Source organism: Paludisphaera rhizosphaerae, assembly GCF_011065895.1.
Lineage (GTDB): Bacteria > Planctomycetota > Planctomycetia > Isosphaerales > Isosphaeraceae > Paludisphaera > Paludisphaera rhizosphaerae.
Genome location: NZ_JAALCR010000007.1, coordinates 210,051 through 230,089 on the forward strand (window position 1 = coordinate 210,051; position 20,039 = coordinate 230,089).

Here is a 20,039-nt window from a genome sequence, read left to right on the forward strand (position 1 = left end):
AGCTCACGACACGGAGGATCGTGCCGATGAACGCGAATCACGCCCACGCGCGCGGGTTCGTCCGCCGCGAGGTCCTGCAGGTCGGCTTCTCGGGATTCCTGGGGATGAGCCTTCCCCAGGTCATGGCCGCGACGGCACCGTCTGAGCGGTCGCCGAAGGCCGCTGCGCCTCGGGCGAAGGCGATGATCCTGGCGTTCATGTCGGGCGGGCTCAGCCACATCGACTCGGTCGACATGAAGCCCGACGCCCCCGAGGGGATCCGCGGCGAGTTCCAGCCGATCGAGACCTCCGTCCCCGGCATTCGGTTCTGCGAGCACCTGCCGCTGCTGGCCCAGCGCGCGGGGGACCTCGCGGTGGTGCGATCGCTCTCGCACAAGTACACGAACCACCTGAACGCCACCCACGAGATCCTCACCGGGCACTCGCAGCCGGGTGCTTTCTTTGACAAGATCGCCTCGCGCGACGACTACCCGTGCTATTCCTCGGGCCTGGACTACCTCCGCCCCCGGACCGACGGCGTCCCCACGGGGGTCATGCTGCCGACGTTCCTGATGGAAGGCCCCCTCACCTGGCCGGGCCAGCACGCGGGATTCCTGGGCCCCCGGCACGACCCCTGGCAGATCCGCCAGGACCCCAACAAACCGGGCTTCCGCGTCGAGAGCCTGGCGCTCCCCGTCGGCTTCAGCGTCGAGCGGCTGGAGCGTCGGCAGGCCCTGCTGGATCGCGTCAATGCTGAGATGCTCGCCCGCACCGACGTCGGCCGCGATCCCATGAGCGACCAGCGAGCGCGGGCGATGTCGCTGCTCCTCTCCGGACGGGTTTCCGCGGCGTTCGACCTCGACCAGGAAGACGCAATCACCCGCGACCGCTACGGCCGCCACATGTTCGGCCAGTCGCTCTTGCTGGCTCGCCGGTTGGTTGAGGCCGGCGTGCCGATCGTCCAGGTGAACCTCGGCCGGGTGCAGCAGTGGGACACGCACTCGGCCAATTTCAAAAACCTCAAGAACAACCTCCTGCCTCCGACCGACCGGGGGATGTCCGCCCTGCTGGACGACCTCAAGGCCCGCGGCCTGCTCGACCAGACGCTCGTCGTCCTGGCGGGCGAGTTCGGCCGGACGCCCCGGATCGGCGCCAGCACCGGCAACAACAACACGCCGGACGGCCGCGACCACTGGTCGGCCGTCTTCTCGGCGGTCTTCGCCGGCGGCGGCGTGCAGGGGGGCCAGACCATCGGCGCCTCCGACCGCATCGGCGCCTATCCCGCCAGTCCCCCCTACTCTCCCGGCGACTTCGCCGCGACCATCTACCACGCCCTGGGCGTCGACCCTTCGTCCGAGATCCGCGACCGTCTCGGCCGCCCCCTCCGTCTCTGCGAGGGGAGTCCCATCGCTCCCCTCTTCGGAGCATGAGCGTGAAGCGGCGGACGTGGTGATGATTCACGGGTTTGCGAATGTCGAAATGAAACTCGATTGACCGCGACCGCTCCGGACCACTATGATCGTGTTCCGCGCTGGGATGACTCTCCCCCCGGCTCTGCCTGACGCCCCGGGATTCCTTCCTCACCCACCCGCTGGCGACGAGGTTTGTCAATCCCCTGCATCGACCGGCGATTCATCACCAAATCACCGATCGATCTCAACATTCAAGGGACCGGGGCTCGCGGCCGGCGTTCGGCCTGCGCTGTCACGGAAACGAAACGAGCCTCATGAAACGCCTCCCGTTCCCCTCGCTGCGTCGCCGGCTTCCTCTGGTTTCGCTCGTCGTCGTCGGTCTCGCCTTCGGCTCCGGCTGCGGGGGGGACGACACCGTTCGAGGGGCCGGGTCGATCGACGTCCCCGTCGAGATGTTGAAATTCCAGCCCACGGTCAAGGGCTCGAAGGCATCCAAGGCCGCGCAGCATCCCTGATCTTGTTTCACCCCACGTCCCAGACCGGCGCGCCGTCTCTCGACGACGTTCCGCCGCCGGCGAGTCTTCTCAACCCACTCAGGAACCGGAAATGGAAACGATCCGCCTTCCGCGACGGGCTTTCACCCTGATCGAACTGCTCGTGGTGATCGCCATCATCGCCGTCCTCATCGCGCTCTTGCTGCCGGCCGTGCAGGCCGCCCGCGAAGCCGCCCGCCGCGCCCAGTGCACGAACAACCTCAAGCAGATTGCTCTCGGCGCCGTCAATTACGAGTCGGCCAACAGCGTCTTCCCGCCGTCGGTGCTTACTCAGGGAACCAACCCGACGCTCATCGGCTTTTCGTCGCTGCTGCGGATTTGCCCGTTCATTGAGCAGAACGCCCCGTTCAATGCGGCGAATTTCTCGCAGGCGTTCTTCGGTGAAGCTAACTGGACGGTTCCGGGCATCGTCATCTCGACGTTCAACTGCCCGAGTGACCCCACCGCGATGAAAACCGAGGCGATCCAGTTCGGTCCGCCGACGTTCAAACAGGCCCACTCGCACTACTCGGGAGTCGTCGGCCCCTGGAACGCCTTCGGCGGGACCTACGGCGCGACCGGCCTGGTCCTCGACCCGGCGATCCCCCAGTACGCCAAGGGCGCCATCATCGCCGGCCCGGTCTCAATCGCCTCGATCACCGACGGCACCAGCAACACGATGATGTATTCGGAGAACGGCCACGGCGTCTTCAGCTCCACGACCCAGCCGCTTATCCACATCTGGAGCGGCTCCGACCCCACCTCGACCGCGCTCGAGACCCGGTTCGCCCCCAACTGGGGCCGCAAGTACTCTGACCCCGCCAACGATCCCGGCAACAACGCCCTGCAGAAATTCGCCATCCTCGACGCCATGAGCTTCCACCCCGGCGGCGTGAACGTGGCCCTCTGCGACGGCTCGGTCCGCTTCTTGAAGGACTCGATCGGCTCCTGGACGATCGCCACGCCGCAGATCAACGGCCTTCCCCCCGGCGCGACCAACGCCAGCCCGTACGGCATGACCCTGCCCGCCGGCGTCGGCTTCGGCATCTACCAGGCCCTCTCCACCCGCAACGGCGGCGAGGTCCTCAGCGCAGACCAGTATTGATCTCCGGCGCCTCCACCCGGCCGGCCCCGCGCTCCGCGCGAGGGTCGGCCGGTTCCGTGACGCCAACGTCGATCCTCCTGGAATCTCAAGACGCCACGCCATGAACCGTTCGATGCTCTCCACGCCGCTTCGCCGGCCTGCACTCGTCCTCCTCATCGTCGGCCTCGTCTTCGGCTCCGGTTGCGAGGAACCGGACGAAACCGTCCGAGGCGCTGGGTCGATCGACGTCCCAGTTCAGGAGCTGGGCTTCCAACTTTCGGACGCCCCCGCGCCGACGCCCCCCCTGGAGGATTACCCCCAGAACCCGAACCTGAACCTCGGCGACGAGGCCGTCAGCACGGGTCGAAACTGACGCGATCTCCGAGCGCCTCGCTCAACCACCGGCCGGTCTCGCGCAGCTTTGCGGAGACCGGCCGTTTCGCTGCGCCAGAGCCGTGAGCGCGGCCCTCGGCGCGATCACGGAGCGACGGACGACGAGTTCCTCGCCTTGTAAAAGAGGTCGCGCCGACGCCTCAGCCATTCGGCCACCTGGGCGTGACCGGCCTCCGTATGGCGGACGACGAGGGCCGCTGAAGTCGGGAAGGGCGAAACCGATCGCGTCCCCAGCCACCAGACGTCCGGCGTGATCGAGGACTTCAACAGGTCGGCCTCGCCGTTCAGAGTCGCCAGGGCCTGGGGCGAGATCACGCCCGGCCGCGTCGCCGCGGGCGGGATCTCCGCCAGGTCGCCCACGTAGTACGTATGTACGACTCCCTGGCGTAGATACCGCCAATAAACCCACCGACCGACCCCCAGCGCGACGGCCAGCAGGGCGATCAAGATCAGCATCCGGCGGATCGTGAATCGGTTCACCGCTCGAATCGGCATGTCGCGACGAACTCCTTGCAGCCTTCGCCCTCGGCGACCTCTTGCCGCGGTTCGGCGGTCGCCGTCCGCGGCTCTGCCCCTGTCAGGAGTATTGGAGTCCAGTCTGGCGGGGCTGTCCACGGAATTCGCCTCCCCTGGATGGCCTGCCGCAAGTCCGATCAGGCCGCTTGAGCCCCCCTCGCCGCCCGGTTACGATGCCGTCCGGTTGACACATCCGAATCCCTCCGCTCCCCAGGAGTGGTCCATGAAAGCGCAGCTCTCCCTCGCCGCCCTGCTGACCATTGCACTCGTCGCCCCCGTCCGCGACGACGACTGGCGGCCCGACGCCGGTTTCCGCAGCCTCTTCAACGGTCACGACCTGACCGGCTGGTGCTTCCGCGCCAAGGTCGACGGCAAGGCGCCGAAGGTCGGCGAGGTGACCGAGAAGTTCGACGGCAAGACCGCCTCCAGCGACGACGGCCGCTACTCGGCCCGCGACGGCGTCCTCACCGTGAACTTCCCCAAGGGGAAGGAGCGGCTCATCTCCGCGATGTACACGGTGGAGGAGTTCCCCGGCGACTTCACTCTCAAGCTGGAGTTCCGCGCCAGCGTCAACGCGGACAGCGGCGTCTTCATCCGCAAGCCGCAGCTCCAGTGCCGCGACTACCTCGTCGCCGGGCCGTACAAGGAGCTCAAGAGCTACAAGCCCCAGGAGTGGAACCTGATCGAGGTCGTCGCCAAAAACGGCGTCGCCCGCTGTACCTGCAACGGCGAGGTCCTCGAAGCCGAATTCAAGCTCCCCGAGACCGGCCCCATCGGTCTGGAAGGCGACCGCGGCCAGATGGAGTATCGTCACATCCAGATCAAGTGATCGGTCCCTTGACCCAATCTCGTCGGATCGCTTGAACATGGGTGCCATGGCCACGCTTGCGTGGCCATGCGATCAGCGACCGTCGTGCTGTCGTCCCTCGCCGGTTCATGGATCGACAAAAGCGCAGCTGACCTCGGCCCTGCCGTCTCGGTAAAATAAGACCTGCAGGGATAGGCGGACTGAGAAAGCCGCAACCGGGACGGACCGACGCGATGATCACGGAGCGCATCAAGGCGATGCTGGAGGCGTGCGAGACCGGCCGGCCGGTCTTCCCGCCTTCGGTCCTGTTCAACGAGGGCTGGCTGCTGCGGCTGGTTCTCGATTGGTTCGCGCGCCACGGCGGCGACCGCTACCCGCTCTCGCCGAAGCCGGAGGCCCGCTGGTTCTCCGAGCCCTGGCTCCCCTCCGCGTTCCTGCCGCGTTATCGAGGCGACCGGCTGGCCGAGGCCCGGTCGCACGCCGACGGGGTCGTCGGCCATTTCACCGTCGGCGATCCGGGCACGGCGGGCCTGGCCCTCCAGCGCGACGCATCCCAGCTTGTAGTCGTCGAGGCCAAGCTTTACGCCCGGCTCTCAACCGGCGTGAAGAACGCGCCCTACTTCGATCAGGCTGCGCGAACCGTCGCCTGCATGGCCGAGATCCTCCGCCGCGCCGAGCGGCCTGCCGAGGAGATGGACGACCTCGCCCTGGTGATCCTCGCCCCCCAGGCCCGCATCGACGACGGCGTCTTCGCCTGGGACGCCGCCCCCGAGGCCGTCCTGCGGAAGGTCCGCCGCCGCGTCGAGGACTACGCCGGCGAGCGCGACGCCTGGTTCCACGACTGGTTCGAACCCACCTGGCGACGCGTCGAGATCCGCTGCCTGAGCTGGGAGGAGATCATCGAGGTGATCGCCTTCCACCGCCCCGAGGAGGGCCAGGTCCTCGACAGCTTCTACGGCCGCAGCCTCCACCACAACCGCCCCCAAATCCGCGCCGCGTTCCCCGGCGCCCGCACCGGCGCTTCGGGCGATCGCGCCTTCCCCCACGCCGTCGCCGAAGGCGAACCCAAGTCCAACGGCAACGGCAACGGCAACGGGCGAGCGGATCGGGGCGTCAGTAGTACTTCACGGTCAGCCACCCGTTCGACCCCGACAGCAACTGCAATTTCGTGACCCCCGTGGCGTAGATCGCGTTCAGGAGCGACTGCGTGGGGAACGGGCCGGGGCTGAGGAAGGGATCGGGCAGGCCGTTCTTGTCGTGGATCACAACCACGGATTCATAGTTCGTGTTGTTGTTCACCTTCTGGTTTTGCAGAACGAGATAGGCGTACGAGGGAGCGGCCGGCGCGAGGTAATAGGGGACCTTCCCCTTGTAGGCCGCGATGTCCCATTTCAGCGGCATGAAGGTCTGGAAGAAATACTTGTCGAACGCCTGATCGGTCGTCGCGGCGATCTTCGACACAGTGGCGTAGTCCCACGAGAGGCTGCCGTTGTGGACGCCCAGACCGATCGTGGCGAGCCGGCCCCAGTCCGAGAGGATGGCGTTCTCGTACTCGCCGTTCTTCGTGTTCGCCGTCGTGTAGAGGGTGTCCAACTGATCGAGGAGTTTCACCTCGGTCGTGTCGATCGCGGTCGTGGCGTTGGGGTTGGCGTCGCCCGAGATCGTGGAGACCCACGAGCCGAATCCCGACGCGATCGCCGACGCGGCGACCGCCGCCCCCGCGGGGAGGCCCGCCGCCGCCACCGCCCAGAGTTCCGCCTCGGCCATCGCTTCCAGGAACAACTGCACGCCCTCGGATTGGTTCGAGGTCGAAAGCTGGACCTGCGTCGCGACGCTCGTCACCTCGTTCGAGGCCACCGTCGCGATCTGCTGCGTCAGGGCGTTGATCTGGTCGAACAACGCGAAAACGTAGCCGACGTACGTGGTCTCCGTGTAAAGCTGCGTCTTCATGGAGTTCCAGTCGGCCGTCGAGACCTTGTCGGGAGGCGTGTCCATCGCCTCGATCAGCGCCGGCCAGTCGGGGATCGAATTCTGATACAGGGCGTCGGTGTAGACCGAGCGGATGCCCCCCGGCGCCGTGACCCCCAGCGCCGTGCTGATGGCCTGGTAAGCCTTGGTTTCGCCGTCGTCCATCGCGGGGAAGCCCGTCGCCGGCTGGTCGGCCACGCCGTAGGTCAGCAGCTCCAGGTACTGCTCGCCGATGACCGCGTTCAGCCGATACTGGGAAATCCCCGAGATCGCGTTGATCGTCCCGGGCAGGGTCTGGCCCGTCACCTCGCTCCAGGCCCCGACGCCCTGCGGCCGGCTGTATAGCGTCCCGTTCGCCACCGCCCAGGCCGTGCCGTCGGCCGTGGCGCTGATCATCGCAACCGCGCCGATCGAGTCGAAATAGGGGTCGGCCTGAAAGACTCCATTCACGAGGCGGAAGGCCTGCGCGTTACCGCCGCCGACGGTTCCGATGGCCCAGATGTTCCCCGCGTAGCCGACGCTGATCGCCGTCAGCTTGGCTCCGCCGTTCGACGCGGCCGTCCACGAGCCGGACCCGCTCGAAAAGACGTAGGGCGTCCCCGACGTCCCGACGGCCCAGGTCGTCCCGTCCGAGCCCGCCGAGATCTGCGCGAACTTGTCGCCGCCCGGAAGCGACGGCGCGGCGGTGGTGCTCGCCTTGCCGTTCACGTACTGGAAGGCGAACGCCTGGCCCGTGGACATGACCACCCAGGCCTTCGTCGACGAGACGGCGGCCACCGACGTGATCCCCCCCTCCGTCGTCCAGACCGTCGTATAGGTCGCCGTCGACGGGTTGTAAGTCGTCAGCCACGACCTGATCCCGATGAACCCAAAGGTCTGCCAGACGGTCCCGCCGGCGCTCGTCGAGACCGACAGGGCCGTCCAGGGGACGGGGGACGCCGCCATCTGCGTCCATCGCGTCCCGATGTCCCACTGGCCCCCCATCGGCAGGCCGGCCGGGTGGACGTCGACGGACGTCCCGCCGCTGGACGCCACCTCGGCAAGCCGCGCGGCCCTGGAATGGCGGGCTCGCAGCATGGCCCCGGGCCTCGGCGTGGTGAGCGGCAAGGGCGCCCGACGGGCCTCCACGACCGTCCCCGACCAGTCGGACAGGCCGTGCGCCCGCGTCTGACGCACGGGGGCCTCCTCGGCCGCGGCGTGCCGCATGCCGGCCAGTGCCAGCGACGAGAGGAGCGTGCGAATCTCCAGCCCATCGAACGCGGGCCTGTATCGACGGCCGCAAGCGACCCGAATCCCGGACGACCTCGACATCGCCACCACCCGATCGGTCAAGGACTGCATCGCCCACCACCGCCATGGCCGGCCACGATGCCGCCCAAACGCATGCCAGGTTGGATCAACGCATTGTAAGGGGCGTTCGCTGGGTCGATCCAGATGGTGGCGGAATCGCATCCCTATCGCGCACGATCGTCATCATGGCTCTGTTGCCGGGCGCAGGCTTTCGGGCCGTCCTGTCGCTGTGGCTCGCTCTCATCAGAGCTTCTGCAGGCGAAGCGAACCCAGGTCGACAGGCTGCTTCGGATCGCCGACGGTCGGCGGCGGCACGGTGAACGGAACGTCGAGGAGACGCATCCTCGGCGCCCGGCTGACCTCGACGCGCAGCCGGTATTCGCCCGGCGGCGCGTCGTCGATGCGGAAGCGACCCTCGCCGTCCACGGTGGCCGACAGGAAGGGCCCGCGGGCCGCGTTCTCGGGACGGCTCGGCGAGGCGTGGAGGATCGCGAAGTTCCAGCGGACGCCCTTCTCAAGCCCTTCCGGCGGCTCGAGCCGCCCGGCGACGGCCCGGCCGGTCCCTCCCAGGGCGACGCGGATCGTCTCATTCTCCGGGAATCGCATCGGGACCATGCACGACGACGTCGGCTCCACGGAGCCCTCATTCACGGTGAGCATGATCCGGCGGCCGATCGAGCCTTCGCCGGGGATCACCCGATCGAAGACGAACCGGCCCCCCGGCCCCGTGGTGGCGTCATAGTGCGTGAAGATGCTGGGTACCTCGGGACCATAGGAATGCGGACGGGAGGCGTTGATGGTGATGGGCGCCCCTTCGACGGGCTTTCCACCGACCTGGAACGTCCCTTCGACGCGGCACCACGGCTCCAGCTTGATGACCCGCGACGGCTCCCAGGCGCTCGTGGCGGTGATGTGTGCAAAGCCCGCTGGGTGTGCGATCACGAGCTGAAACGCCCCGTTCGGAGGAGGGAACTGAAAACGTCCGGCGGCGTCGGTCACGGCCCTCGCGGCGTAGGTCATGCCGTCGTCCACGTCGCCGTTCTTGATGTTGATCTGCGAACCGGCGACCCCCAGGGCGATCCGGGCGCCGGCCGCCGGCTCGCCGCTCGCGGTTTTGACCTCCGCGGAGAGGTCCGTGCCCCGTCCCATCTTGAAGTCGACGACGACGCTCCCCTCGTCGCTCTTGATCTCGCGCGAGACCGCCAACTGATAGCCGTCGGCCTCGATCAATAGCAGATGCGCGAGGTAGCCGCGATCCGGGAGGTACTCGAATCGACCGTCGGTCGCCTCGAAGCTGCTGTTTCGATCCCAGTTCATGTGATCCGGCGTGGATCGGATTCCGGGGACCACGCGGAACCGCGGGATCGGCTTCCCGGTCGTCGCGTCGGTCACGCGACCCGTGATGGCCAGCGGCGCGGGAGCGCGGACGACGTACTCCTCATCGCGGGCGATGAACGGCTGAAGCAGCATCTGAACGCCGTTGGGAGGGCAGACGTCGGCCTGGAACTCGTCCACGGGGGCCTCATGCCAGACCCACACGCCGTTCTCGTCGGCTCGCTGTCCAACGTGGTCGAACTCGAAATACTGGAACGGCCCCCGCCAGCGCTGAAAGAAGATCCGCGTCCGGGGGATCGGCTCGCCCTGGGCGTTCAGGACGCGGATCCGTACGGTTCGCCCGGGCTTCATCGCGAAGTCGACGGGCGCCATTCCCGGGGCGATGTCCACTTCTTTCATGTCGATCGCTCGGCCCCGCGCGGACGCCACGATGCGGGCGGCGCCGAATTCGCAGCCCAGCAACGTGTAGGCCCCGTCGGCACCGGTCCTGGCCTCGCGGATGTCGTTGAGGAACTTCGTCCGGACCAGGGCGTCCGCGATCGGAGCGCCGGCCTCGTCGGTGATCTTGCCCGTGACCGATAAGCCCGCGTCGAGCGTGATGGCGGCGGTCGGCTTCACCCCTGGCGCCAGCCCGAAGCGAGCCCAGGTTAAGGACGGTCGATTCGGTCGATAGTTCGGGTGGTTGATCTCCACGTGGACTTCATTCAGACCGCCCGGCACCTTGTCGAACCGCCATGCGCCGGTCGCATCGGTCGTGACCGTCTGGCCGAGGAGGACGACCGCGGGATTGTCCGGGCTCGTCTTGTACTGGACGCTGGGCCGGACGCTCGCCCCCTCGATCGGTTTTCCCGCGGCGTCGACGATCACCCCGCCGACGATCCAGGCCCGATCCAGTGACGCGGTCAGCCGAGGCGGAATGGCCTCCGCGCGACGCCAACCGGCCCAGAATGGACCGTAGTTCGGGATATCCACGAAGACGTCGAACCGCTCGACCTTCGCGGGAAGCTCCAGGGCGACGCGGCCCTCGGCGTCGGCTTTCACGAAGAGGTCGTATCGCTGTTCCTTGACGAATGTCCCGCGGCGGATGCGATCGGCCGGGGAACGAGGATTCATCCGCAGTTGGACCTCAGCCTCCGGGATCGGCTTGCCGTCCGGCCCCAGGACGGTCAATTCGAAGTCCCGACCCTCACGGCCGTCCGCCGGCGGCGCGGTCTGTCGAGGCTGATCGCCGGCCGGGGTGCTGAGCGAGGTTGTGACCGCCATCACAACAACCTCGGACTTCTCCTTGGCCGGCGCGGCCTGTGGAGGCTCATCGGAGGTTCGAGAGCGGGGAGCTGAGGCGACCATCATCGTGGTCGCCTGGGATCTCCAGATCACCCCGGGCCATCGGCCGTCCTCGGTCGTCGGCGCGGGCTGTCGAGGGTCCCCGGAGGCGCGGAGGTAGGGCACGACGACGATCGCCAGCAAGACCAGCGCGGCGATCGGGAGCGGGCCGAAACGGACACGGAGCGGACGGTCGACGTCGAGCAGCCTGCGGGCGCGTCGGAGGGTGGAGCTTCGCGCGTCCAGCCCGAAGACGCCGAGCCCCCCGTCCAGGGCCCCTCGCGAGCGTCCGGCGATCCTGAGGATCCGCACGAAGGCCTCGCCCGACTCCACGGGGCAGCCGTCGCCCTGCGCCAGCGCGACGTCGTCGCAACGGTACTCGCGCAACTGGTTGAGCATCCGGTTGGCGACCCAGATCGTCGGGTTGAAGAAATGAACGATGGCGGCGACCCGCTGCAACGCGACGACGATCAAGTCGCGACGCCGGACGTGGGCCAGCTCGTGGAGCAGAACCCAGCGGAGTTGTTGGGCCGAGAACGACGCCGCGAAGCCGCGCGGGAGGAGAATCGTCGGCCGGAAAACGCCGCAGACCGAAGGGGCCTTCACGCCGTCACCCTCTCGAAGGCGGACGCCCCCGCGCACGCCGGCCCGTTCGCACAACTCTTTCAGATCGACCCCCAAGCCGGATTCTTCGAGCGGCGTCAGGCCTCGGAAGGCACGCCGGAATCGAGCCTGCTCTCGCGCGAAACGGACCGCCAGGAAGAGCACGCCGATCAGCCAGGCGGCCATGAGGATCACCGGGAGCGACGGACTCGGGATCGCGAGGCTGGGAGCCGTCGCGGGCCCGTCGATCGCCGGCTCGGCCCCCTCCGTCCTGGCGGAAGGTTTCGCGGGAACCTCCCTGAATTCGGGGGCCTCGGCGCTCGCTGGGGTGACAGGCCTCTCGACCAGGGACGACGGCGATGTGATCCGAGCATCGGAGGGCGCGACCGTCGCCGGAGCATCGTTGAATCGCGATGCGACGAGCGCTGAGGGAGTCCAGCGGGCCAGGCCGGCCGGCGCCTCGACGAACACGGGGACCAGCAGCTTCAGGGGGACGAGCAGGAACAGGCCGTAGCCGACCTGCGGCGAGACGTGACGGCGGATCGCCAGCCAGGACGCCCCGACCAGGGCGAGCAGGACGGCCGAATCGAGTGATGCGGCGAGCATCCAGGACGCCCAGCGAGTCGCCGCGGAATCGACGAGGACGGTCATCGAATTCAACATCGCAGATCCTCCGTAGACGTGTTCAACGGCCTCACCGCTCCCGCTTCTTCAACGACCGCTTCTTGGCGTCGATCAGCTTCTGGAGCGAGTCCAGGTCGGCCTCGCTCAACGGAGATTGCTCGACCATATGGACCAGCAGCGGCCCGGTCGCCTCGTCGACGGCGTTCATCAGCAGGGCGTCCGCGGCCGACTGCAAGGTCGCCAGCGCGGGGCTCGTGGGCCGGTAGACGAACCCGTTGCCCACGGGAGTCGCCGACAGGTACCCCTTCTCAACCAGCCTCCTGAGCAGCGTCTTCACCGTCGGCGCCGCCCACGAATGCTCCTCGCCGGCGATCGTGTAGATCTCGCGGGCCATCGCCTTGCGAAGCCGCCAGACGATCCTCATCACCTTCCACTCCGCCCGCGACAGCTCCTTCCGTTCCTCCTCGCTCATCGCCGGCCCTCCGAATTCGACCTTCTGGATCGTGCACCCCTGAGATGATTTTCTTGTAGTCGAATCGATTACGTTTGTCAACAGTCTGAATTCGTCGTCGCGGCGAAGCGCTTTCGGCCGGAGGCGGCCTTCTCGCTTGACGCCTCGATTCTATTTTTATAGAAACAGAATCACCGCCGGGGCGGAGAGCCTCGGATCATGGAACGACCCCGAGAGAGGAGGCCCGGGAATGGCGAGGAGGCCGAGCGGCCAGCCGACCGACGCGGAACTGGCGATCCTGACGGTGCTATGGGAGCACGGACCGGCGGGGCTGGGGAAGGTCCACGAGGAGTTGCAGACCACACGCTCGGTCGCGCTGACGACCGTGGCGACGACCCTCAACGTGATGCTGGGCAAGGCCCTGGTGAAGCGAGCCGACGGGCCGAAGGGCTACGTCTGGTCGGCCGCCGCGACGCGATCGGCGACGGCCTCCGGGCTGCTGGGGAAGGTCGTCCGGCATGTCTTCGACGGCTCGGCGCGGGGGTTGGTCGCCCACCTGATCGAGGAGGGCGAGCTCGACGAGCGCGACCGCCAGGCCATCCGCGACCTGCTCGACCGGGCCGACGGCGAGAAGCCCGACGAAGCCACCTCGCGAAAGCGGAAAGGAGGCCGATCGTGAATATCAACACGTCTTCGGCGGTCTGGACGGCGCTGGGGTGGACGTTCCTGCACGTCGGCTGGATCGGCGTGATCGTCGGCCTGGCCGCCTCGCTAGTCCGACGCTCGCTCCGCCGGGCCCCGGCCGAGGTTCGCCACGCCGCGGCGCTCGTCTCCCTGTTGTCTTTAGCGGCCTCGCCGTTCATCGCCTTCGCCGTCGTGTACGAGCCGGCGCACGCGCCGATCTCGCCGCCGACCGCGACGATCACGCAGCCCGACTCCAGCCCTCAGGCCAGGGCCGTCGTCGTCAACGAACGCCCGTCGATCCGTCCGACGCTCCCGACGGAACCCACAATCGCATCCCGATGGTTCGAACCGTGGATCGACGTTCTACCAGGCGTCTGGCTGGCGGGAACGCTGATGATCCTCGTGCGGACGACGATCGGACTGGCGGGAGTGGAACGGCTTCGGCGCACGTCGACGCCGCTGCGGGACGGCCCTGTCGCCGAGCTTTGTCACGAGTTGGCGCGGTCGTTGGGGATCGCCCGCGAGGTCGGCCTGGCCGTATGCGACCGCATCGCCGGACCGTTGCTGATCGGCGTGATCCGGCCGACGATCCTGCTGCCGGCCGCCGCGCTGAGCGGTTGGGCGCCCGACCAGTTGGAGATGGCCCTGCTGCACGAGCTGGCCCATCTCCGCCGCCGCGACAACCTGGTCTGCCTTTTCCAGCAACTTGTGGAAGCGCTTTTATTCTTCCACCCGACGACGTGGTGGCTCTCGGCCTGGCTCCGGCTGGAGCGCGAGACCTGTTGCGACCAGCGGGTCGTCGCCCGGACGGGCCGTCCCCGCGCCTACGCCGAGCTGCTGGCCACCCTCGCCGGCGCCGGCTCTTCCACTCCCCCCTGCCCCGCGATGACCGAACGCCCGATCGCGACGAGGATCCGTCGCATCCTGTTCAAGGAGGACCGCCCGATGCCCCTGAAGCCGACCGTCCCCGAAACCCTCGCCCTCGCCGCCGCAACCCTGCTCGCCGCCGCGCTGGCAATCCCCACCCGCGCCGAGGCGCCCAAACTGAAGGCCGACGCCGCCGCCGACCTGAAGCGGATCGCCGCGTCCCTTGCCGCCTTGCCTCCGACCCCCGGAGTCGACGCCGACGGCGAGCCCGACCCACGAACCATGGCCCTGCTGATGATCGCCGAGCGCCAGAACACCCAGGGCGACCGCGCGGGCGCGCTTGAGACTCTCAAGCATGTAAAAATCGATCCGCCCAACGATCGGGATCTCTGGCGAGATCGCAAGGCGCTGTTCGGTTGCGAACTTCTCATGATGCTCGCCACGGAACGCTACAACGCGGGCGAGGTCGCCGAGGCTCGGGGCGACTTCCGCCGCCTGATCGAGGTCGTCACCCGTCCCAACCCGGCCGACGCGAAGTTGTTGAACCAGATGGCGCGGGTTTTCCGGATCATCATCGAGAAGAAGAGCGGATCGCCCGACGGTCCGACCGGGACCATCGACGAAGCCGTCCGTCTGGCCGCCGCGAGTGGAGAAGACGTCCCCCAGGGCGATATGGAAGTTTTCTTCGGGCGGCTCGAAATGCCCATCGCCTTCCTCTCGGCGTTGGCGAAGCTCCGCGAGGTCGATTTGATGAACTCAGTCGCCGCGTCGATCGACGGATGGCTCGAACTCTCGGACGACTCCGTCCTGGCCGCCACCATAAAGGGCCACGTCGGCGTCGCTTATATCCAGGCGGGCGAGGATCGGCGAGGCCGCGAGTATCTTGCGGACGCTCGGAAGCGGATCGACGCCATGCCGGCCGGACCAGTCCGGGAAGGAGTCGCCCAACTCATGGTCGGAACGACTGCCGAGGCCGACCTCGACGCCGCCCTGAACCTGCTGCCGACGCTCCCCTCGGCCCGGCGCAACCACGTCCTGAGAGACGTCCTCCAACGAGGCGTTCTATCGACGATCACCCCCACGCCCTGGGAGGACCCGGCCGGGATCAAGATCACGATCGGCGACCCCGACCTGGCACCGACGGAGCAGGCCCGTCTTCTCCTGCCACGCTTCGTCGCTCTGGCGAGAACGATCGAAGAAGCTCCGTTGCGAGCCCGGACGCTCGCGGTGCTGGCCCATCTTCAGGTCCAGGGAGGCGACCCGACGGGTGCGATGGCGACGGCCGAGGCGATCCCCGACATCCACCGACCCGAAGCCCCCGTCGACGGCTTCCACGACAGCGTCAAGCCGGCGACCTTCGCCCTGATCGGCTGGCGGCTCGCCAAGGCCGGCGACCCGAAGGCCGCCGACGCCGCGTTCGCCCGCTCCCGCGACCTGGCCCGCGCCGTGCCCAGCGACCCGGAACGCGTCATCGCCTGGATCGTCCTGGCCGAGAAGCTCGAAGCCACGGGCCGCCGCGACCAGGCGAACGCCGTGCTGGCCGACGCGATCCCCCTGGCGAAGACACAGCCCGAACCCCGTCGCTCACGAATGCTAAGCATGCTCTCCCGGACGCAGTTGAAGACGGCCGGCGTCGATGCCGCGACGACGACCATCGACGCGATCCGCGACGAGCCAGGCGTGGAGAAGGGGTACGCCCTGAACTCCCTCGCTCACACTCTGCACACCCAGGGGGACGATGAGGCCGCGAGCCGCGTCGCCCGCCGAGCCCTCGCCTGCCTCGAACCGAAGCCGTCCGACCCCAAGCCCGTCCCGAACGACCAGAGGGCCGTATCTCGGATCAGCTTCATCGACTACGACCAGGAGACTCCGGCGTCGTGGCTCGCGATGCAACGCGCCAATCCCCAGGCCGCCCTCCGCAAGCTGGCCGGCGACCCAACGCCGCCTCCGGCCGGCCCTCCCTGGCAGCAGCAGATGCAACGGTCCGCGGACGTCGCCGACGCCTTCCATCGCGGCGGCCTCGACGAGGCTCTGAGGACCGTCGAGGCCCTGGACTCCCCGACCTCCAAGGCGTCCGCCCTACAGCGCCTGGCCTACGAGGTCGCCAGCGAGGAGAAGTTGAGGAAGTAAGGTTCACGGATCTGGATATCGGCAACAACCGACTTCCCCCCTCGCTAGGAAACGACCGTACACACGAACCCCGTGATTTCGGAATTTCCCGGATCGACGGAAACCACCGTCGATCCAACTGCGTAGAATGAAGAGTAGCTCGGTCGCCCGACGGCCGGTCTTCCGCTCTCGTTGTGGAGCCCGGCTCGTCGAGCGACCTCGGTCGGCCGGGGATGCTGTGGAGTTTGTATCGGGCCGGCCTGGAAGGATGGAGGTCGATCGAGCGTCGTCCAGGAAGCTCGCCGCCCGATCCCGAATGCGGAGGGCGACTCCCATGGCGTGGAAGATGAAAGCGGCGGTCGTGAGGGAGTTCGGGGCGCCCCTGACGATCGAGGACGTTCCCGTGCCGACGCCCGGCCCGGGTCAGGTGCTCGTGAAGGTGAAGGCGTGCGGCGTCTGTCATTCGGACGTGCACGCCGCCGACGGCGACTGGCCGGTGAAACCGAAACTCCCCTTCATCCCCGGTCACGAAGGGATGGGGATCGTGGCCGAGATCGGCGCCGGCGTGGGCCGCGTCCACGAAGGCGATCCCGTCTGCGTTCCCTGGCTCCACAGCGCCTGCGGATGTTGCGAATACTGCGTCACCGGCTGGGAGACGCTCTGCCCTTGCCAGACGAACACCGGCTACAGCGTCGACGGCGGCTACGCCGAGTACGTGCTGGCCGACGCCCGGTACGTCGGCCTGCTCCCCCCGAAGCCAGACTTCGTCACCCTGGCGCCGATCACCTGCGCCGGCGTGACGACCCTGAAAGGGATCAAGGAGACCGAGGCCAGGCCCGGCGAGTGGCTCGTCGTCTCCGGCGTCGGCGGCTTGGGGCACGTCGCCGTCCAGTACGCCCGGGCGAGGGCCCTGCGCGTCATCGCGATCGACGTGGCCGACGACAAGCTGGAACTCGCCCGCTCCCTGGGCGCTGAGTTCACGGTGAATGCGACCGCCGAGAACGTCGTCGCGAAGGTGGTCGAGCAGACGGGCGGCGGCGCGCACGGCGTCCTGGTGACGGCCGTCTCCACCCCCGCCTTCACCCAGGCCGTCGCGATGACCCGGCCGCGAGGCACCGTGGCCCTCTGCGGACTCCCCGCCGGTTCGTTCCCAACCCCGATCTTCGACGTCGTCCTGAAACGGATCACCATCCGAGGCTCAGTCGTCGGCAACCGCCAGGACCTCGCCGAAGCCATCGCCATCGCCGCCTCAGGCCAGGTCAAACCCACCGTCCACACCGCCCCCCTGGAAGACGTCAACGACGTCTTCGCCCGCCTCAAGGCAGGCCGAATCGACGGCCGGGTGGTTCTGACTCTGTGAGAGGCTGTCTCATCGAACGCCAAGCAAGGCTGCAAACGGCCTTCCCCCCTCGCGGGGGAAGGTGGCCGCGAAGCGGCCGGATGAGGGGGCGACCGGCATAGGGTGCGCGTCTGGCACGTCATCCTCGGTCCGACGGCGGTCGTCCCTTCATCGCATTGCTTCGCGACCTGTCTTCCCTCATGAGGGAGGAAAGATCGTCGGTTCGCGACCCCGTGGTCCTCAGCCTACGCCTCGACCTCCTCCAACTCCTGATCCGCGTCCTCAAGCGATTCGTCGTCGAATCGGAACGTCGCCTGCTCTTCCATCCACTTGCGCCTGAGGCCCGCGTCCGACTGCATGGCCTGTTCGAGAGCCAACGTCTCGCGATACTGGGCGGCCTCGGCCTCGATCGTCCAGACAGCCTCGGCACCCATCTCTTCGACCGCGTCCCGGAGTTCCTGGAGCCCGGCCCGGAAGAATTCCCTGCGTCGGTTGATCTTGTTAACCTGCCGTTCCACGAACCGCCTGTGGAGCGCTGTTTCGAGCGCCGGGGCGTCTTCCGACGAAATCATGGCGTGGACGTCGAAGGGGAACGGCACGCTGGCGTCGCCCAGTTCCCTGACCCGTTCGGTGGGGTCCAACCGACGCGTCATCCCAACCTTGTAGACGCCCTCGCCGAAGGAACCGATGTTCGAGATGATGTAGACGTTTCCCTTCTTCGTCTGCTGGGCCATTGAGATCGCCCGCCGGCCTTTCTCTTCGGCCTCGGTGAGCTTGGCGCCCAGTTCCTGGAGTTCCGCCTCGAACCGGGCCTTCTCGGCGCCGCTCGCCTCCTCGAATTGCTTCCTGACCTTCGCGATCGCCTTGTTGACGAGTTCTTCCTCGCGCTCGGCCTGCTTGATGGCCTTGGCGATCTCCTTCTTGGCTCGCTCTTCCTCGCGGATCTGCTCTCGGATCGCCCGCTGCTCTTCTCTGGCCTTCTCCTTGATCTTCTGGACGGCTGCGCCCCACTTCACCTCTTCGAGCCGCGAGTCGAGGTACTCAGGCTGAATCCGGGCGTTCTTGTAGACCTCGCCGTCCTTGTTCACCAGGGCGTAGGCGTCCTTGATCTCCTGCGTCAACTTCCCCTGGTTCCCGGCCTTCAGCCGGGAAAGGATGGTGTCGACCTTGCCGTTGAATGTTCCGAGAACGAACTTGAGAGCGTGCTCCTTCTTCCAACCTTCGGTGTAGCCGCAGGAGGCGGCCGTCCCATTCGCCTGCATGAGCCGGGTTCGCTCGCGGGCGAGCTTCAGCTTCTCGCCGGCCTTGCTGAAGCCGAACTCTTCGGCGAGTTCGTCGAGCACGTGCGCCGCCGGGACTGGATAAACGCCCTCGTACTTCTCAATCCTGTTCTGCAGGGCCTGGGCCACAGCTTGAAGGTCCTTGACCTTGCCCCGGGCGTCGTACGCTTCCCCCGCAATCGCGCGGGCCTCCTCGTCTGCCTTCAGGCGGATGGAGAGCGCATACCGCGTCGCCTGTTCCAGAGCCGACTCCGTTTTCTCCCGCTTCTCCTTGGAATCCTTGCGCGTCTTGGACGCCAGTTCTCTGGCTTCCTTCTCGGCCTCGTCGAGCAACTGCTTCGCCTGCTCGTTGGCCAACCTCAACGCTCGCTGGGCGTCGGCCTTCAGAATGCCTGCGTCGGCCTCCAGCCCGCGCGCGACGAGGCGGGCGGCTTCCAGTTCCCGCTCGCCGTCGGCTCGCAACTTCCGCCCCTGCTCCTGGGCCTCCACGACGGCCCGCTGAATGATCTCATCCGCCCGTTTCTGGGCGTCGGCCAATCTCGCCTCGACATCGCTCTTGGTTCGTCTGGCGCGGTCGATGATGTCCGGAATGTGCCGGATCATATCCAGCTTGGCGAGTTCCTCGATGTACCCGCCCTCTTTCTCCTCCCAGATCTCTCCGGATCGCCGAAGGCGCGAATCCAAGTCCCGCGACTTGAAGAAGTAGAAGAGCGCAACGCCCGCCAGAGCGAAGGTTATAAGGCACAAGCCGATGTTGAACATGGTGCACTCTCAAAGCGACAGCGATCAGGCCGCCGACATTATGAGCGGCCTACGAAAGCCGATCAACGCCCTCCCGCATTCCGCCACCCTCACACACATCAACGTGCAAAGTATCCCCCTACTAAACTTCGCCGCATGGATTCCACGCCACAGCCAAGCTGCGGCTTACGACGAATCAACCGGTTGCAAGGCCCCACGATCAAGATAGGGATCTGGTCGTACACTATCTACTTGAGAGGAGCCTCGCGGACGGCGAGGCCGCAAGGGTCGGCGGGACCTGGTGGAAGTGGTGCGGTGATGAAGCTTCTTCGATTACGCCCGGATGCGTCTGCAGACGGCTCCTGGCCGAGCGTCTGGATGATCGGGGAATGGCTCGAGGGCCGTTCGACCGACCCGAGGGTGTCGACGACGTCGCCATGTCGACACCCCTCACACAACACTACTGAGGAAAGCCAAGGCTGGGTGCCATGGCCATGCTTGCGTGGCCATGAACCGGCGTCGGCGACCGCACGACCGGCGGCCATCGCATGGCCACGCAAGCGTGGCCATGGCACCCGTTCTGAACCCTCGATCCAGAAATGGCTTCCGGCGTGTGCTGGTGAAATCGAGCGAAGAGTGACGCGAAATCGGTCGATCGAAGCCGATTTTAACGCGGACCAGTTCAACGCAACCAATTACC

14 protein-coding genes are annotated in these 20,039 nt (G+C 67.3%); 9 read left to right on the forward strand and 5 right to left on the reverse strand.

What is annotated here, in order from left to right:
* Positions 1-26 precede the first annotated feature (26 nt).
* From G5C50_RS11270 to G5C50_RS11285, 4 genes are all read left to right on the forward strand, one after another.
* Positions 27-1,409 (forward strand): DUF1501 domain-containing protein, encoded by a 1,383-nt coding sequence (locus G5C50_RS11270; RefSeq protein ID WP_165069082.1) that lies wholly within the window; start codon positions 27-29, stop codon positions 1,407-1,409.
* A 296-nt stretch (positions 1,410-1,705) separates the two neighbouring features.
* Positions 1,706-1,906 carry a hypothetical protein gene (locus G5C50_RS11275; protein WP_165069085.1) on the forward strand — a complete coding sequence of 67 codons (201 nt, stop codon included), beginning with the start codon at positions 1,706-1,708 and terminating at the stop codon, positions 1,904-1,906.
* Between the two features lie 91 nt (positions 1,907-1,997).
* Positions 1,998-3,029: a DUF1559 family PulG-like putative transporter gene (locus G5C50_RS11280; RefSeq protein WP_165069319.1), complete on the forward strand. Its 1,032-nt coding sequence runs from the start codon at positions 1,998-2,000 to the stop codon at positions 3,027-3,029.
* Between the two features lie 100 nt (positions 3,030-3,129).
* Positions 3,130-3,381 (forward strand): hypothetical protein, encoded by a 252-nt coding sequence (locus tag G5C50_RS11285; RefSeq protein ID WP_165069088.1) that lies wholly within the window; start codon positions 3,130-3,132, stop codon positions 3,379-3,381.
* Between the two features lie 104 nt (positions 3,382-3,485).
* On the opposite strand, the gene G5C50_RS11290 is transcribed toward G5C50_RS11285, so the two are convergent.
* The gene (locus G5C50_RS11290; RefSeq protein WP_165069091.1) at positions 3,486-3,896 is read right to left on the reverse strand and encodes a hypothetical protein; all 411 of its coding nucleotides are present in this window, start codon (positions 3,894-3,896) and stop codon (positions 3,486-3,488) included.
* A 244-nt stretch (positions 3,897-4,140) separates the two neighbouring features.
* Here G5C50_RS11290 and G5C50_RS11295 point away from each other — a divergent pair, with 244 nt between their 5' ends.
* Positions 4,141-4,746, forward strand: a complete 606-nt coding sequence (locus G5C50_RS11295) for a 3-keto-disaccharide hydrolase (RefSeq protein ID WP_165069093.1) — start codon at positions 4,141-4,143, stop codon at positions 4,744-4,746.
* Positions 4,747-4,958: 212 nt separating this feature from the next.
* A complete protein-coding gene (locus G5C50_RS11300; RefSeq protein WP_165069096.1) occupies positions 4,959-5,897 on the forward strand; it encodes a hypothetical protein in 939 nt (312 codons plus the stop codon).
* Here G5C50_RS11300 and G5C50_RS11305 read toward each other — a convergent pair.
* The 3 genes from G5C50_RS11305 to G5C50_RS11315 form a co-directional block, all read right to left on the reverse strand.
* Positions 5,839-8,034, reverse strand: coding sequence for a hypothetical protein (locus tag G5C50_RS11305; protein WP_165069098.1), 2,196 nt, complete (start codon positions 8,032-8,034; stop codon positions 5,839-5,841). The genes G5C50_RS11300 and G5C50_RS11305 overlap by 59 nt on opposite strands.
* A 192-nt stretch (positions 8,035-8,226) precedes the next feature.
* On the reverse strand, positions 8,227-11,907 hold the full coding sequence (locus G5C50_RS11310; protein WP_165069100.1) for a carboxypeptidase regulatory-like domain-containing protein: 3,681 nt from the start codon (positions 11,905-11,907) through the stop codon (positions 8,227-8,229).
* A 31-nt stretch (positions 11,908-11,938) separates the two neighbouring features.
* Positions 11,939-12,340 (reverse strand): BlaI/MecI/CopY family transcriptional regulator, encoded by a 402-nt coding sequence (locus G5C50_RS11315; protein WP_165069103.1) that lies wholly within the window; start codon positions 12,338-12,340, stop codon positions 11,939-11,941.
* 229 nt (positions 12,341-12,569) lie between these two features.
* On the opposite strand from G5C50_RS11315, the gene G5C50_RS11320 reads away from it, so the two are divergent.
* From G5C50_RS11320 to adhP, 3 genes are all read left to right on the forward strand, one after another.
* A complete protein-coding gene (locus G5C50_RS11320) occupies positions 12,570-12,998 on the forward strand; it encodes a BlaI/MecI/CopY family transcriptional regulator (RefSeq protein WP_165069105.1) in 429 nt (142 codons plus the stop codon).
* Positions 12,995-16,000 carry a M56 family metallopeptidase gene (locus G5C50_RS11325; protein ID WP_165069107.1) on the forward strand — a complete coding sequence of 1,002 codons (3,006 nt, stop codon included), beginning with the start codon at positions 12,995-12,997 and terminating at the stop codon, positions 15,998-16,000. Before G5C50_RS11320 ends, G5C50_RS11325 begins: the two co-directional genes overlap by 4 nt.
* Positions 16,001-16,313: 313 nt before the next feature.
* Complete coding sequence (gene adhP, locus G5C50_RS11330; protein ID WP_165069110.1) at positions 16,314-17,339, forward strand: alcohol dehydrogenase AdhP; 1,026 nt, start codon at positions 16,314-16,316, stop codon at positions 17,337-17,339.
* Positions 17,340-17,563: 224 nt separating this feature from the next.
* On the opposite strand, the gene G5C50_RS11335 is transcribed toward adhP, so the two are convergent.
* On the reverse strand, positions 17,564-19,360 hold the full coding sequence (locus tag G5C50_RS11335) for a DUF4041 domain-containing protein (protein ID WP_206107652.1): 1,797 nt from the start codon (positions 19,358-19,360) through the stop codon (positions 17,564-17,566).
* Positions 19,361-20,039 lie beyond the last annotated feature (679 nt).